The following is a 15,888-nucleotide window of genomic DNA, read 5'->3' as shown; positions in this document are numbered from 1 at the left end:
CTTCGCTCGGCGTCTCCCGCCTGTCCGTTCCGCCCCCCCCTTGTAAGCAAGCGGTTTGTTTCGCGGTACAGGTGATATTTTTGTCAATTTGTCTTTTTCGAACGGTCCGACCATTGTATAATGCCCCGTCCTGCATTCCATGCATGGGCAGGTGCCGTGATTCGGGATCGGGCCCCCGATGGGGGTGGTTCTCATGCCCGCGGCTGGAGGATGCTGCCATCTGCGGGTTACTTTGTGGAACAGGAGGTGGACGGGATGGAGGCATTTCGACAGGTTGCCGCCGGGAAAAAGCCTCTCCAGAGGGCGTATGTCGCTTTCATGCTCTGGTTTGTCGGCCGGGCGATTCAGGCCGCCGCCCGGGTCGACGACGAGATTGCCGCGGAATTTGAGGCCCTGCCGCCCGGGTTCGCTTTCTCGCTGGTGGTCCTTCCATCCGGCCCTTCGTTGGTAATCGGCAAGGACGCGGACGGATGCGTGCGCTATCTCGGGAAGAGCCCGGGATCACGGAAACTGGACCTGGAGATGAAGATCAAAAGCATCGAGGCGGCCATGCTCATGTTCACGTTCCGGGAGAGCACGGCGGCCGCCACGGCGCGCAACCGCCTGATCGTGGACGGCGACATCCCCGCCGCCTGCGCGGTCGTCCGCATCCTCGATGCCGTGGAAGTCTACCTGTTGGTGAAACCCATCGCCAGGCTGGCCGTCAAGCGATACCCCTCCTGGCCTTTGAGCCGGATCCTGATCGGCCGGCCCCTGATTTATCTCCGGGCCGTGCTGGGGATCTGAGGAGGGAGCCATGACCGAACCCTTTGCCTTCCTGAATCCCATCAAAATCAACTCGGGACTGAAAGCCCTCGAACACCTCCCCTTCGAACTGGACGCGATGAACGCGGGAAAACCCCTGATACTGACAGATCAGGAGGGAGTCCGGGCGGGACTGGACCGGACCGTCGAGAAGTCCTTCGGCGATTCGGGGCTCATTCTGGGGTTCTACGGCGGGATCCCGTCCGAACCGGATCTCGCCCTGATCCGGGACCTGGCGGCCCTGTACCGGGAGCGGGGGTTCGACGCCCTCGTGGCCGTCGGATCCGGCCCCGTCATGAACGCCGCAAAAATCCTGAACATTGCCGTGTCCGGTACGCCCGGGGACCTGGAATCCTTCGCCGGGGTCGACCGGATTCCGGGACGGCTTCGTCCCTTCGTCGCCGTGCCCCGCTCCGGAGGGACCGGCTACGAGACGTCGCGCTTTGCCGTTCTCGGGAACAGGATGTACTCTTCCCGCCGCCTGATGCCGGATCTGGTCGTCGTCGACCCCCGGATGCTCGCCTCCGGAAACAGGGATTCGCTGATTGCCGGCGCCCTCACGTCCTGGGCGCACAGCGTCGAGGCGTACTTCACCGCCCCGGAAAATCCCCTGGTGGAGGCGTATGCCGGCGGCGCGCTGGCCCTCCTCCGGGAAGCCCTGCTCCCGGGAATCCGGGGAACGGTGGACGAAACCGGGCGGGTCGCCCTGTCGAACGCCGCCGTCTATGCCGCCTGCGCCTTCTCCAATGCCCCCCTCGGGCCGGCCCACGTCCTCGGTGAGGCCGTCGCGCGCGTGGCGAACATCTCGGCGGGAGCCGCCATGGGACTTCTCCTGCCTTCCGTTGCGGCCCGCCTGGCCGGTCGGGATGGACGGGACGTTTCCCGTCTTCTTCTTCCCCTGGCCGGAATGGACCGGTTTGCGGCAACGGCGGAGGAGGAGCGGAGCCGAGTCGTTCCCGCTCTTCTCGGCCGCATGCTGGCGGACGTCCTGGCGGCGGCGGGAGGACACGTCCCTCTGAATTTGAAGGAGGCGGGCCTTGCGCGGGAACGGATTCCGGATCTGGCCGGAAATACCGTGAGCGGCGAGAAATCATGGACGGCGGAAGATTCACGGGCTGTCCTGGAAGAGGCCTGGAACGGAAAGCGAGCCGCCTGAACGGTGAAAGGAAAGAACCCATGAATGTGCCTGGCTATTACGAATTCTGCTGCCGCGTGAACGTCCTGTCCGGCCACGACACACTGGAAAAGATTCCCGCTGTCCTGGCGGGATTGCGGGCCGGGAGGCCTTTCATCGTCACGGACCGGGGGGTGTCCGGCGCCGGGCTCCTGGACCTGGTCACGGATGCCATTCGCGGCAGCATCGAGATCGGGGCGATCAACGACGAAGTCCCGCCCGATTCGGATGTGAAGGTCGTCAACCGCCTGGCCGGGCTTTTCCGGGCGAGCGGCTGCGACGGTATTGTGGCCATCGGCGGCGGCTCCGTCATGGACACGGCCAAGGGCGTGAACATCCTCGTTTCCGAGAATTCCGACAACCTCCTGGCATTTGCGGGTGCCAACGCCCTCAAGCGTCCCCTGAAACCATTTGTCGCCATTCCCACCACGGCGGGCACGGGTTCCGAGGTAACCCAGGCGGCGGTGATCAAGGACCACGAGAAGTCCCTGAAACTGGCCTTTGCCAGCTATTTCCTCCTCCCCGATGCCGCCGTCCTGGACTCCCGCATGACCCTCACCCTGCCGCCCGCCCTGACGGCGTCGACGGGAATGGACGCCCTGACCCACGCCATGGAGGCCTATTTCTGCCTTGCCAAGAACCCCCTGAGCGACACCCATGCCCTGGCCGCCATCGACCTGATCGGCCGGCACCTCCTCACCGTGGTCCGGAATCCGGGTGACCGGGAGGGCAGGCTGGCCCTCGCCAATGCGGCGACCCTGGCCGGGATCGCCTTCTCCAATTCCATGGTCGGTCTCGTCCACAATCTCGGCCATGCCACCGGCTCCGCCTGCGGGGTTCCCCATGGGGCCTGCATGGCCATGTTTCTTCCTTACGGGCTGGAATACAACCTCCACAAGCGGGAGGCCGTCATCGCCGAACTGCTCCTGCCTCTGGCAGGTCCGGGAGTGTTCGCCGCCACACCGCCGGCCGGACGGGCGCAGAAGGTGATCGACCTTGTCCGGCAGATGAACCAGGATCTTCACGACGCGACGGGAGGGCGGCATTTCCGCTTCCTCAAGGAGGTCGTGGATCGCGACGGGAAGCCCATGGTTCCGCGGGAGAAGCTTCCAGCCGTGGTGGAGGCGGCCCGGCGCGATGGGGCCGTATTCTACAATCCCGAGGAAATGGACGCGGAAGACATGCTGATGGTCCTGGAAGCGGCCTGGGAGGGCCGTCCCCTGGACCGAAACCGCATCAAGAAGGGGTGAGGCCGGGGATCGCCGCTCGGCACGGCCGCCGGGCCGGGATCAGGAAGGAAGGAGTGCCTTATGAACAGGGGCTACATGGGAAAGATCCTGATGGTGGACCTGTCCCGGGGAGAAATCTCCGAAGAGGTCATCCCCGATAATGTCTATGAAAACTATCTCTCCGGCCTCGGCCTCGGGGCCTATATCCTCTTCAACCGGATCCCGGCGGGCGCCGATCCCCTGGGGCCGGACAATATCCTCGGCTTCCTCACGGGCCTGCTCACGGGTACGGGGAGCTTCTTCTCGGGCCGGTGGATGGTGGCGGGCAAGTCGCCCCTGACGGGATGCTGGGGGGATGCCAACTGCGGCGGAAACCTGTCGCCGGCCATCAAGCGGTGCGGGTATGACGGGATCTTCTTCAAGGGCATCAGCGAAAAACCTGTTTACCTCTACGTCGATTCGGGGCGGGCCGAGCTTCGGGACGCCTCTTCCCTCTGGGGCAAAGATGCGGTGGAGACGGAGGAAACCCTGCTCTTGGAAGGCGGAAAGGGAGCCCGGGTGGCCTGCATCGGACAGGCGGGGGAGAACCGTTCGCTCATTGCCGGGATCTGCAACGACAAGGGGCGCCTGGCCGCCCGGTCGGGTCTGGGGGCCGTGATGGGGTCCAAACGACTGAAGGCCCTGGTCGTGAACGGGAAGCGACGAATCCAGCCCTTCAACCGACACGAGATCAAGCGCCTCAGCCAGTCCTGCAACCGCTGGGTCCAGTTTCAACCGCCCCTCTTTTCGGGTCCCGCCCTGTCCCGCGTGGGGACCCTGATGAGGCTCCTCCCGACCCAGATGGCCCAGGACGGCCTGCTCTACAAGTTCTTCCTCAAGAAGTGGGGAACCGTGAGCATGAACCAGGTGTCCATCGAGATCGGAGACTCGCCGATCAAGAACTGGAAGGGGACGAACGAGGACTTCGGGCCCGGGCGCTCACTAACCGTCAATCCGGACGCCATTACCGGCAGGGAGTTCGTCAAGTACCACTGCTACGGGTGTCCCCTGGGGTGCGGGGGAAAATGCTCCCTGCCGGGACAGAAAGGCGGGGAGACCCACAAGCCGGAGTACGAAACGGTGCTGGCCCTGGGCGGGCTCTGCATGAACGAGGATGCCGACAGCATCTTCCACATGAACGAGATGCTCAATCGAGCCGGCATGGACACGATCTCCGCAGGAGGAACCGTTGCCTTTGCCCTGGAGTGCTATGAAAAGGGGATCCTCACGAAGGACGACACCGGCGGCCTGGAGCTAACCTGGGGAAACGCCCCGGCGATCCTGGCCCTGGTGGAGAAGATGATCCGGCGCGAGGGAATCGGCGACGTTCTCGCGGACGGTACGAAAGTCGCGGCCCGCAGGATCGGAAAGGGCTCCGAGGCATTCGCCATGCACGTCGGCGGGCAGGAGCCGGCCATGCACGACGGCCGCAACGATCCGGGGTTCAACGTCCACTACGCTGTAGAGGCAACCCCGGGACGCCACACCATCGGCGCCCAGCTTTATTATGAAATGTTCCAGCTCTGGAAGGAGGTCAAGGGAATCCCCAGGGCGAAGCCCCTCTATTCGAAAGACAGGAAATACCTGGCCGATCACGAGAAGGCGGTCATGGCGGCCGCGTGCAGCAAGTACATGAATGTGGCCAACGGAGCGGGACTCTGTATGTTCGGCCTGCTCATGGGAGTGACCCGGACCCCCCTGTTCGCCTGGCTCAACGCCGCGACGGGATGGCGGAAAACGCCCGGGCAGTACCTGGACATAGGGGCGCGTATCCAGACCCTCAAACAGGCCTTCAATATCAAGCACGGCGTGGACCCGCGCTCCATCCGGGTTTCCGACCGGATGCTGGGCAAGCCGGCTCTGCCCGCGGGAGCGAACAAGGGCAGGACTACGGACTTGGAGAAAGTAAGGGGCAATTACTGGGACCAGTTCGGCTGGGATCCCGAGACGGGAGTGCCCGACCCCGAGGCGCTGGAGCGCCTGGGGATCAAGACTTAGGAAACCGGAACAGGAAGGTAGATCATGGCATACCGGATCACGACCGAATGCAACGGCTGCACCGCTTGCGTACGCCTCTGCCCGACGGGGGCCATCGCGGGCGAGAGAAAAGCCCTCCACGCCGTCAACCCGTCCCTGTGCATCGAGTGCGGAGCCTGCGGGCGCGTCTGTCCCCAGGATGCGGTGCAGGACGCCTTCGGGATCGCCTGCCGGAGAATTCCGAAGCTGTCCCTGTGGCCGAAACCGGTGGTGGACGCGAAAATCTGCGTCTCCTGCCGGATCTGCATCGAAGGCTGTCCGGCCTCCTGCCTTGCAGGCAGGATGGACGGGGGGGAGAAACACGAGATTGCCTTTCTGGCGGAGCCGAAGGCGTGCATCTCCTGCGGCTTCTGCGAGGCCGACTGCCCCGTGGAGGCCATCCGCCTGGTCGTGCCCGAACAACCGGCCGTGGAGGTGAAGCAGAGCTGAAGCCGGGCGGAGCCTCCATCTCTGGGATGACGTTGGATCGGAGTTTGCTTAAAATGTGCTCGGAAAACAAAAAAAAGAGGAACAGGTCGAGATCGCGATGAACGGAAAATTCATGAGAACGCTGATGATCATTGCCCTGGTTATGATTTCCCCTCTTTCCGCCTTTGCCGTGACAACGACTATCGATGCTACCGGCGAATACATCATGGGTGACAACGACACCGTCATTGTAGCCAAAAAACTGGCGCTTCAGGACGCCAAGCGGCTCGCCCTGGAGAAGGTGGGGACGTACGTGGAGAGTACGACGGAGGTGAGGGATAACGCCGTCACCCGGGACGAAATCCGGCAGTACAGCGCCGGTATCGTGAAAGTCCAGGAGATCAATGAGGAAAGGAAGCTCCTGGACAACAAGGCAACACTGATCCGGGTGCATGTCTCGGCGACGGTTGACCCGGGTGTCCTGGTGAAGCAGCTTCTGGCCCTTCGGGACCGCAAGGACGTGGAGGAAAAGGCGAAGAAGCTCTCGACCGAAAACGAGCTGCTCCGAAAGGACATCGAGCAGTTGAATGCGCAGCTGAAGGGTGTGCTGAGCGGAAGACAGTACCAGCAACTGCGGTTGAAACGCGAGGCGGCACTGGACAAGATCCTGGAAAACGACCAGGGGCTCACCATGCTGGTCAGCGGCGAGCAACTGGTGAAGGTTTCCCTCCTGGAGCGGCAGAAGAAGCAGGACGACCGGCAGCTGGTCAGACGTTTCCTGAAGGAAGTGGCCGCCGCTTATCGGATCGACAGTCAGGACCCGGAGGTGGAGGACAACGGAGACGGCACCTCCAACATCTCGATCCACTATTCCATCCATCTCCCCGGTCGCTACAGCCTGGACAACTCCGTGATCTCCGTGCCCTGCAGCAACGAATTCATGGCCCTGGGTTTCAAGGTCATGGCCTTTTCCAACGGCGGTCTTTTCTTCAAATGCGCCGACCGCGGCAGCAGGAAGTGTGACCGGTCCCTTGTGTACTTCAATGAAGAAGTCCGCAAGTTCCGGATCGTGATCAAGGTGGGAAAGCGAACCCTCAAGGAAGCGGTCGCCGTCTCTTCCGTCGTGACCGACAGGAAATATGTTGACAGGCGGGGCCGGACCCACAGGGTGCCGGTACGGTACAATCCGAAACTCAGCGATTCAACGTTCGAGTATTATCCGCTGGTCAAAAGTGCGAGCTATATATCCAAGTTTGCGAACGTTTCCCACGACGAATTGCGCGACGTGTCCACCATTCAGATTCATGTTGTGTACGACTGATTCGTCTGCTGCCGCTGTTTGCAAAAGAGAAGGGGGCCCGGCTGTGTGTCAGGGGCCCCTTTGCTTTTTTTGCCGGCGGGATGAAATCAATCGGCCGGCACAATCCGATCACTTCCGTCTTTTAGAACCGGACCCGGTCCAGTCCCTTCAATCCGAGGATTTTTCTCGCTTCATCCGGCGTTGCGGGCTCGATTCCCAGCTCCCGGGCGATCCGGATGATCTTAGCAACCTGCTCAGCGCTGCTCTCGGCAAGAACACCCCGGTCGAGGTACAGGTTGTCTTCTAGGCCGACCCGGGCGTGGCCTCCCAGAAGGAGAGAGATGTTGCACATCGGGATTTGGAATCGTCCGGCGGCGCAGACGGAGAATTCGAAATCTCCGATCTGCCGGCGGGCCGTCTCGACCAGGAACACCAGATTCTCTACGGTGGCCGGGATTCCGCCCAGGATGCCCATGACGAACTGGAGGTAAATGGGCCTCCTGGCGATGCCCTTTTCCAGGAGAAAGGCCAGGTTGTTGATCATCGCCACGTCGTAGATTTCGAACTCCGGCTTGGCCCCGTTGGCGTGGATGATCTCCAGGTACTGGCGCATGGTCCGGAAGGTGTTCGGGAAGATGAAATCCTCCGTGTTCTCCAGGTAGGATTCCTCCCAGTCGTGCTTCCATTCCTGGACGTTGTCCTTGATGTGGAAGAGGGCAAAATTCAGCGAACCGGCGTTCAGCGAGGTCATCTCCGGCTGGAGGCTGGAGGCGACCCGGACCCTGTTTTCGACCGGCTCGCCGAGTTTGCCGCCGGTGCTGAAGCACATGACGATGTTGCAGCGCTTTTTGACCTCCGTTGCGACCTGCCGGTATATGTCCTGGTCCGCGCAGGGCATTCCGGTCTGGGGATCGCGGACATGGATGTGGGCGACCGCCGCTCCCGCCTCGAAAACGCGTACACTCTCCTCGATCAGTTCCTCCGGCGTCACCGGAAGGTAGGGTGACATGCTGGGTGTGTGGATGGAGCCCGTCAATGCGGCGGTAAAGATTCTCTTGCTCATGGATTGTTCTCTCCTTACAAATGTTACTCGTAATACGACCTGTGTTGTTCGAATTCCGCGATGAAGTCCTCCACCATCGCCTCCAGCGGGTAGGAGAGCCGCCATCCCCACTCCCTGGCGGCCGCATCGTCGCGGATTTTCAGCGCTCCGATCTCCCGGAGCAGTCTCACGACGACGGGATCCGGGACAAAGGAGAGACGGGCACCGGATATTCTTCGTTCGACCATTGCCACGAGCTCCGCCGCCGAAAAGGGCGGGGTAATCCCGGCGATGTTGTAGACCCTGGTCTCGATCGCTGCGGCCTCCGCTCTGGACAGTGACAGGACGGCCTCTGCCGCGTCCTTGTAGTACAGAACGGGACACCGGGTTTCCGGGGAACAGGAAAGCTTGTAGGACAGGCCCCGGAGAGGATATTCGATGGCCCAGGCGTTGTAGATGGACATGTGGGCCGTCTTGGCGCCTGGCCCCACGACCGACGGCAGCCGGACGCCCCGGAAATCCATGCCGTAGCGTCGGTGATAATACAGGCCAAGGTTTTCGCCGAAGGTCTTCGTGATTCCGTATAGGCTGGACGGGCGCTGGATGGTGCGGTCGTCGATTGTGTCGCCGGGGATGTCCCGGCTGTAGGTGGCGATCGTGCTGCCATAGATCACCTGCGGGATCTCATGGACCCTGGCCGCCTCCAGGACGTTCCAGGTTCCGATGACGTTGGCGTCAAACGCCGCCTGGGGATTGTCCTCCGCGGGAAGGGACAGCATCCCTCCGAGGTGGAAGATCCGGTCGATCCCGTTCCGCTCGATGGCGTCCATCAGGACGGATAGATGGCAAAGGCTGCCCCGCTCGAAGATGTAGCACCCCTCCAGTTCACGCAGAGGGCCCCGGACGGGTGCGATGTCGAAAAGGACGGGCTTCTCGCCGGCTCCGATGAGCATCTCTGCAAGGTGGGAACCGATAAAACCGGTACCGCCCGTGATCATGACTGCCATAAGACCGCCTCCAATAAGGATCGGGACGTCCCGATAATGACGAAATTCTCCCGGGACGTCCCGATCTGTTTCATGAAACAGACTGGTTGTGACCGGCTGCTACTTCATTCTGCAGCCCGTCGCCGTGCACGGCACTTCCACGTCCTTGGCGGCGACCATGCCCGCGGGAGCCTCGAACGCATGCTTGAAGTAGGGGGTCTTCTTGACGATTTCCGTGTACCACAAGGGCAGCTGGACCTGGTGGTCGCAGGCTCTCATGGTCCAGACGCCGGCGGGGCCGTCATAGGTGAGGCCTTCCCAGGCCTTGATGACAGCCGCCACATCGGTCGTGCCCGCCTTTTTGACCGCCTCGGCCCAGAACATCGTGGACATGAACGCCTTGCCGCGCAGCCAGGTCGGATAGTAGCCCTTGTCCTTCCTGAATTTTGCGACGAATTCCTTGTTCTTCTTCGTGGGGATGGAAAGGGTGTACACCTCGGCCCCCATGTTGCCGATCATGATCCGGTCGTCGCCCATGGCCTGGATCGTGAACTCGTCGTTGATGTAATAGGAAAGCACCTTCTGATTCATCCCCATGGGACGTCCCTGCTTCAGGAGAAGGGTCAGGTCGTTGCCCCAGTTGGGCGTGAAGATGACGTCGGGCTTGGCGGCGATCAGCTGGCTTATGTAAGGTGCAAAATCCTTTGTGCCGGCGGGATGGTAGAGCTCGGCCACGATCTTCGCTGCGGGGTTCAGCTGGGCCAGCTTCTTCTTGAATGCCGCCAGTGCCTCCTGCCCGAAGGAGTAATCCTGGGCGATGATGGCCACCCTTTTGTAGCCTTTCTTCGCAACCAGCGCGGCCAGGGCGAAGGATTGCTGGTCCGTGTTGGCGCATGTCCGGAAGAAGTTCTTGCTGCACTTTGCTCCTGTCATGCTGGCCGCCGCCATGCCGTAGCTGATCATGATGACATTCTGTCTTTCCGCGAGCTGTTCCATGGCTGCGCCTACGGAGCTTCCCGTACCGCCGGTGAAGAACTTCACGCCGTCCTTCAGGATCAGGTTCTGCGCCTTGCGGGTCGCCACGTCCGGCTTCAGCTCAGAGTCGACCGGGATGACTTCGACCTTTTTGCCCAGCAGGCCGCCGCTCTCATTGATGACCTTGGCGGCATAGACAACCCCGTCCAGGTAGCGCTCACCGATGTCCTTGAAGGTTCCGGAAAGCGGCTCCGTTGCCGCGATTTTGATGGTGTCCGCCGCCGCCGCGGGAAATGCCGCCAGCATGACAAAGACGGACATCACGACCGCCAGTCCCAACTTCTTCATAACTGCCTCCTTTGTCTTTTGACCCGAGGGCCGCTTGCTGTTGATCATACGCTTTTCCTTACCGGCTGCCGGCGTTTCCGTTCCGGCGCCGCCTTGCCTTCCCTGAGACCCGCACCTGTCCTGCGGTTCCTGTCTTCTAGACTTCCAGGTAGTTCTGCCGGATGTCTTCGGCCGCCATCAGGGCCTCCATATCGCCCTCGAAAACCATGTGCCCTTTGCTCATGATGTAGAAGCGGTCGGCTACCTTGATGGATGCCTTGAAGTTCTGCTCCACCATGAGCACTGTCACCCCGGAGTCCCGCACGGCCGCCATCATCTCCAGCACCTCCGTCACGATCAGGGGGGCGAGGCCCTCTGTGGGCTCGTCGACCAGAATGAGTCGGGGATTGCCCATGAGGGTACGCGCCACCGTGAGCATCTGCTGCTCGCCGCCGGAGAGATGCCCCCCCTTGTTGTCGCGCCGCTCCTTCAGCTTCGGGAACTTCTCGTAGATCTTTTCGATGCTCCAGCCGCTTTCCCCGGCTGCGCTCTTGGCGGTCTTGACGCCCATGAGGAGGTTTTCATGTACGGTGAGGCTGCGGAAGATCCGCCGGTCCTCGGGTACGTAGCCCACCCCGTGCCGGGCGATCTCGAATGGCTGCAGGCCGATCATCTCCCGGCCCTCGAAGCGGACGCTGCCCTCGCTGGGCTTCACGAGGCCCATGATGCTTTTCAGCGTTGTCGACTTTCCTACCCCGTTGCGCCCGAGGAGGCAGACCAGCTCTCCTTCGTTCAGGGTCATGGAAACGCCCTGAAGAATGTGGCTCTTCCCGTAGTAGCTGTGGATGTCCTTTACTTCCAGCATGGTTATCCGTCCCCCAGGTAGGCGTCTTTCACCCGCTGGTCGTTGCGGACCTCGTCGGGTGTTCCCGTGACAAGGATCGTGCCGTAGTGGAGCACCGAGATCCTGTCGGCAAGCGAGAACACGACATCCATGTCGTGCTCGATGATGATCAGCGTGCGGCCCGCCGTTACGTGGTCGATCATGCGGATGGCCTGGCCCGTCTCCTCCCGCGTCATCCCCGCCGTTGGCTCGTCGAGGAGGATCATCTCGGGTTCCGTGGAGAGTGTGATGCCGATTTCCAGCGCTCGCTGCTGACCGTAGGACAGGGCGCTGACGGGCATCTCCATGACGTCCTGGAGGCCGATTTCCTCGATGATGGCCAGCGTGCGCTTGTTGATCTCGGGGTTGTGGTCGGGCCTGCGGAAGAAATTGTACCGGAGGCCATGGCGGGAGCGTACGCCGGAGCGGATGTTGTCGAAAACGGAAAGCTCCTGGAAGACATTGGTGATCTGGAACGACCGCGACAGTCCGGCGCGGTTGCGGGCATGGGCGGATTTGCCGGAGATGTCCCGCCCCTTGAACAGAATCGCTCCCGAGGAGGCCTTGAAATTCCCGCTGATGATGTTGAACAGCGTCGTCTTGCCGGCCCCGTTGGGGCCGATGACGGCGTGCCTTTCCTTTTCCTTCACCTGGAAATTGACGCCCGTGAGGACCTTCAGGCCGGAGAAGTCTTTGTGGATGTCCTTGATGTGCAGGTATTCGCCCATGGTCAACCTTCCTTCGCAGCCAGTGGCTTGCCCGTGCCGCGCTTGCCGGAAAACAGGTTCTTGAGGGACTGGATGATTTGCGTCAGACCGCCGGGGATGAACAGGACCATGAAGACGAAGATCAAACCCATGAACAGGGGCCAGCGGTCCGTTATATTACTCAGGTAGTTCTGAAGAATGACGTAGACGAGTGCGCCCAGCATGGGCCCCCAGAATCTCCCGGTCCCGCCCACGAAGGTCATCAGGAGCACCGTCGTCGTCATGTCGACGCTGATGGCCGACTGGGAACAGAACTGGAAGTGCAGCGTGTAGAATGCCCCGGCCAGACCGGCCAGGGTCCCCGTGAAAGTGAAGAGGATGAGCCGGCTGATGTTGGTGTTGTATCCGAGGAACTTCATCCGTTCCTCGTTTTCCCGCATCATCAGTACGGTCTGCCCCATGGCCGTCTGGGTGAAATACCAGCAGAAGACAATGACCGCCCCGACGATGACCAGGGTGAAGTAGTAGAAGTTCGTGAGATCCCCCATGCTGATCGCTGCGAACCCGAAATCAAGATCGGGCCGCGTGACGCTGAGGCCGTCGTCGCCTCCCGTGACGCTGTGCCACTTCGTGGCCACGGCATAGAAGAGGGAGTTGAACGCCAGCGTGAGCAGCGCGAAGTAGGAACCCTTGTGCCGCAGCAGGAGCCCCCCCGTGACGAAGCCGACCAGCGTCGTCATGACAACGGCCAGCGTGATGGCGCCCCATATGGAGAGCCCCGGAATGTGGATGAGGGAGACGGCCACTGTGAAGGCCCCCATGCCGAAGAACATGGCGTGTCCGAAGGAGAGCAGCCCCGCGTAGCCGAGCAGGAGGTTGTAGCTGACTGCGAAGAGGGCGAAGAGGATGATCTCCGTGAGCATGTTCAGGTGGTATTGCTTGAGCACCATCGGCATCACGGCTCCGAGCAGGAATAGGCCGGCGATGAACAGATAGGATGTGTATTTCTGTGTCGTCATTGTTTTTCACCGAAGAGTCCGGAGGGTTTGATGATCAGGACGGCGGCCATGAGCAGATAGACTAAGGCTATGGAGAGCTTCGGGAACAGCAGAACCCCGAAGGACTGGAGCTCCCCGATGAGGAGCGAGGCGACGACTGCGCCTCCGAGGCTTCCGAATCCGCCGACGACGATGACGACGAAGGCGTCGATCAGGATTTCGGCGGCCATGCCCGGGTAGGTCGAGAGGAGCGGTCCTGCGATGACGCCGGCAAACCCTGACAGGGCGGCTCCGAAGGCGAAGACACCCGTAAAGACGAGGGGAACGTTGATTCCCAGTGCGTTGACCATCTCTCCGTCATTTACGGACGCCCGCAGGATGATCCCGAGACGCGTTTTGTAAAGGATAAGCGCCATGACGGCGCCCACAAAAATGGCGCAGACGAAGATGAAGATCCGATAAATAGGATAGGTGATGCCGAACAGCTCGACGGTTTCTCCCAGGAAACCGCCGATGTTCACGGCCAGGGGGTAGTTTCCCCAGGTCCATTTCACGACTTCCGTAATGATATATGCCAGGCCGAAGGTCAGAAGCAGTTCGTGCACATGCCCGTAAACGTGGACCCGGCGTAGCAGGAGGCGTTCGATCAGGGCGCCGATGGCGAAAAGGAGGAGCGGGCAGACCATCAGGGAAAGCCAGAACTGTCCGGTTTCCTGCAGCAGGGTGTAGGAGAAGTAGGCGCCCAGCATGTACATGGCGGCGTGGGCGAAGTTCAGGACGTTCATCATCCCGAAGACGAGGGTGAGACCCGCCGAGACCAGGAAGAGAAGCCCGGCATAGGCGAGACCGTGCAGGAAGAAAACGGCAAATTCAGACATGTCGGTAACCCTTTCGGTGGCGGTCCGGTTTCAGGAGACCGGATTCAACCGCGTTTTGCCTCTGCGACAATTTCATGCAGGATGCGGAGAAGAACGACATCTCGGCGGGCGATGATTTCCCGGATTTTTTCAGGCGTCCAGTCATAGAATCCTTTGCCCGCCCTGACGCCCGTGGAACCTTCGACGACCAGCTTCTCCAGGGCCGGCGAAGGTTCCGTGGATGCATTCAGGTAGGGGAAGAGATACTTCTCGATGTCGTGCGTGAGGTTGAGCCCGGCCAGATCCGCCGTTTCCAGGGGGCCGATAAAGGACATGCGGACCCCGAACCCGTATTTCACGACCTTGTCGATATCCTCGGCGGAGGCGATGTTCTTCTCCCTCAAGTAGATGGCCTCCCGCCACATGGCATGCTGGAGCCTGTTTCCGAGGAAGCCGGGAACGTCCTGCAAGACCCGGACGGGCACCTTGTTCACTTTCTCCATCAGAGAGTAGAATGTCTCGAATACATCCGCCGCGGTGAAGGCCCCCATGATGACCTCAACGCAGGGGATGATATGGGGGGGATTCCAGAAGTGGGAGCCCAGAAAGCGCTCCCGGTGCCGGAGACCGGAGCCGATCTCGGTGATGCTGAGGGCGGAGGTGTTGCTGGAAAAGATCGTGTCGGTGGGGGAATGGGCTTCCATCTCCGCATAGACCTTCTTCTTCGCGCCCGCATCCTCCGAGATGGCCTCGATGATCACCTGGGGGCCGTCGCACAGTGCCTTCATGGAACCGGACAGCGTGACCCGTTCCAGGCACTTTTCCACATCCTCCGGGCCGGCAAGGTTGAGGCTGATGAACGGCTTGAAGTTGTTGGCGATTCTGTCTTTCGCCGTCTTGAGGAAGGCGGTGTCGGCATCGAAGATGTTGACCCGGAAGCCGGCGGAAGCGAATACTTGGGCAATGCCGTGGCCCATGAGACCGGCTCCCAGGACGCCGATGTGATCGATATCCCGGTATTCCATGGCTAAGGCGTCCTTTCTTTGTCGGATTGGTTACAGACTACCATGAAACACTTGACCTCTTTTTCTCCCACGGACTCGCCGAAATGCGGATAACTGGACTCGAAGTAGATGCAGTCGCCCTCTTCGACGATGAACACCTCCCCGCCGTGGAAGAACCTCATCGTTCCCTCCAGGACAAAAAGGATCTCGTGTCCTTCATGACGGTACATCGTTTTTTTCTTCGGATTGACCGGAAGCGTGAGCACGAAGGGCTCCATGATCTTGTTCGGAAATTTGTGCGCCACGGCTTCATACGAGTACCCGAAAGCGGTTCCGCCTCGTGCGATTATAGGCCTTTCCTCCCTGCGAACAATGGAGATGGGGGTGGAGTTGTTCTCCTCGCCCAGAAGGGCGGAGATGGTTACGCCGAGGGTCCGGGCGATCATGCCCAAGGTGGAAACCGGCGGGGATTTCCCCGATTTTTCGACCTTTGAAAGATACCCTTTTGTGAATCCGACCTGCTGCGCCAGCTGTTCGAGCGTAATGCCTCTTTCCTTTCGGATGGACCGGATCCGCTTGCCGATTTCCGATTCGATAATGGCGGGATTTTGTTTCATCTTATGCTACAATAGTTTCCTTGCTAAGGGATATGTTATGTAACGAATTGCAATATCGGTCTATTTGCTGATCTGCAGCATTTCCTTTTAGGAAACTTTTTTGCAGATGAGGAAACTTTTGTCAAGTGTTATTTCCGAAGGACGAAAACACGGGCGGCCGGAAGAGGCCGGAAGGGCCTGTTTTCGGGATGAAGGATGGAGGATGTATTTTTCAGCGCATCAACGGAGCATATGTGCGGAATGGCCACCTTCGGTGGACTCCGTTATCCGGCCGCTTTGAGAGGTCAAAAAACAAAGCCTCCGGCTTTGCCGGAGGCTTTGAGAATAACGATTGGACGGTAGCCGTCCGTTATGCGGCGGTCTGAAAGAACGCTATCTCAGAAATCCTTGAAATCGCCATCTTCCAGGGGAATGATGTCCTGGGGTTTCTTGCCCTTTGCCAGCGTCTTTCCCGCTGACGGGGGGCGTTTCAGGGACGGGCCGGAGAGAACCTGGCGGAGC

General features: G+C 60.8%; 15 protein-coding genes. 6 read left to right on the top strand and 9 right to left on the bottom strand.

All coding sequences use genetic code 11. The annotated features are described in order from the left end of the window. The first annotated feature begins 255 nt into the window (after nt 1-255). The 6 genes from HPY65_16100 to HPY65_16075 all read left to right on the top strand — a co-directional run bounded on the left by HPY65_16100 (nt 256) and on the right by HPY65_16075 (nt 7,012). On the top strand, nt 256-786 hold the full coding sequence (locus HPY65_16100) for a hypothetical protein (GenBank protein NPU85999.1): 531 nt from the start codon (nt 256-258) through the stop codon (nt 784-786). A 10-nt stretch (nt 787-796) separates the two neighbouring features. Beyond that, nucleotides 797-1,960, top strand: a complete 1,164-nt coding sequence (locus HPY65_16095; GenBank protein ID NPU85998.1) for an iron-containing alcohol dehydrogenase — start codon at nt 797-799, stop codon at nt 1,958-1,960. Nucleotides 1,961-1,980: 20 nt separating this feature from the next. Then, on the top strand, nt 1,981-3,228 hold the full coding sequence (locus tag HPY65_16090; protein NPU85997.1) for an iron-containing alcohol dehydrogenase: 1,248 nt from the start codon (nt 1,981-1,983) through the stop codon (nt 3,226-3,228). A gap of 60 nt (nt 3,229-3,288) precedes the next feature. After that, complete coding sequence (locus HPY65_16085) at nt 3,289-5,244, top strand: aldehyde ferredoxin oxidoreductase family protein (GenBank protein NPU85996.1); 1,956 nt, start codon at nt 3,289-3,291, stop codon at nt 5,242-5,244. A 24-nt stretch (nt 5,245-5,268) separates the two neighbouring features. Continuing rightward, nucleotides 5,269-5,712 carry a 4Fe-4S binding protein gene (locus tag HPY65_16080; protein NPU85995.1) on the top strand — a complete coding sequence of 148 codons (444 nt, stop codon included), beginning with the start codon at nt 5,269-5,271 and terminating at the stop codon, nt 5,710-5,712. Between the two features lie 112 nt (nt 5,713-5,824). Continuing rightward, complete coding sequence (locus HPY65_16075) at nt 5,825-7,012, top strand: hypothetical protein (protein NPU85994.1); 1,188 nt, start codon at nt 5,825-5,827, stop codon at nt 7,010-7,012. Nucleotides 7,013-7,133: 121 nt separating this feature from the next. Here the strand turns inward: HPY65_16075 and HPY65_16070 are convergent, their stop codons facing one another. From HPY65_16070 to HPY65_16030, 9 genes are all read right to left on the bottom strand, one after another. Then, nucleotides 7,134-8,054 (bottom strand): 3-keto-5-aminohexanoate cleavage protein, encoded by a 921-nt coding sequence (locus HPY65_16070; protein NPU85993.1) that lies wholly within the window; start codon nt 8,052-8,054, stop codon nt 7,134-7,136. Nucleotides 8,055-8,077: 23 nt separating this feature from the next. Further along, on the bottom strand, nt 8,078-9,040 hold the full coding sequence (locus tag HPY65_16065) for an NAD-dependent epimerase/dehydratase family protein (GenBank protein ID NPU85992.1): 963 nt from the start codon (nt 9,038-9,040) through the stop codon (nt 8,078-8,080). A gap of 99 nt (nt 9,041-9,139) precedes the next feature. Beyond that, nucleotides 9,140-10,342 carry an ABC transporter substrate-binding protein gene (locus tag HPY65_16060; protein ID NPU85991.1) on the bottom strand — a complete coding sequence of 401 codons (1,203 nt, stop codon included), beginning with the start codon at nt 10,340-10,342 and terminating at the stop codon, nt 9,140-9,142. Nucleotides 10,343-10,478: 136 nt separating this feature from the next. Continuing rightward, a complete protein-coding gene (locus tag HPY65_16055; protein ID NPU85990.1) occupies nt 10,479-11,186 on the bottom strand; it encodes an ABC transporter ATP-binding protein in 708 nt (235 codons plus the stop codon). Nucleotides 11,187-11,188: 2 nt separating this feature from the next. Then, on the bottom strand, nt 11,189-11,932 hold the full coding sequence (locus HPY65_16050; GenBank protein ID NPU85989.1) for an ABC transporter ATP-binding protein: 744 nt from the start codon (nt 11,930-11,932) through the stop codon (nt 11,189-11,191). A gap of 2 nt (nt 11,933-11,934) precedes the next feature. Further along, nucleotides 11,935-12,930 (bottom strand): branched-chain amino acid ABC transporter permease, encoded by a 996-nt coding sequence (locus tag HPY65_16045; protein NPU85988.1) that lies wholly within the window; start codon nt 12,928-12,930, stop codon nt 11,935-11,937. Next, the gene (locus HPY65_16040) at nt 12,927-13,787 is read right to left on the bottom strand and encodes a branched-chain amino acid ABC transporter permease (GenBank protein NPU85987.1); all 861 of its coding nucleotides are present in this window, start codon (nt 13,785-13,787) and stop codon (nt 12,927-12,929) included. Before HPY65_16040 ends, HPY65_16045 begins: the two co-directional genes overlap by 4 nt. A 44-nt stretch (nt 13,788-13,831) precedes the next feature. Further along, the gene (locus HPY65_16035) at nt 13,832-14,791 is read right to left on the bottom strand and encodes a 3-hydroxyacyl-CoA dehydrogenase family protein (protein NPU85986.1); all 960 of its coding nucleotides are present in this window, start codon (nt 14,789-14,791) and stop codon (nt 13,832-13,834) included. Nucleotides 14,792-14,793: 2 nt separating this feature from the next. Further along, entirely contained in the window at nt 14,794-15,387 is a 594-nt protein-coding gene (locus HPY65_16030; GenBank protein ID NPU85985.1) for a helix-turn-helix transcriptional regulator, read from the bottom strand. Between the last annotated feature and the right edge of the window lie 501 nt (nt 15,388-15,888).

The sequence above is a fragment of the Syntrophaceae bacterium genome (assembly GCA_013177825.1).
GTDB lineage: Bacteria > Desulfobacterota > Syntrophia > Syntrophales > PHBD01 > PHBD01.
The sequence above is the reverse complement of the archived record's forward strand: the minus strand, read 5'-3'. Positions and strand labels throughout refer to the sequence as shown.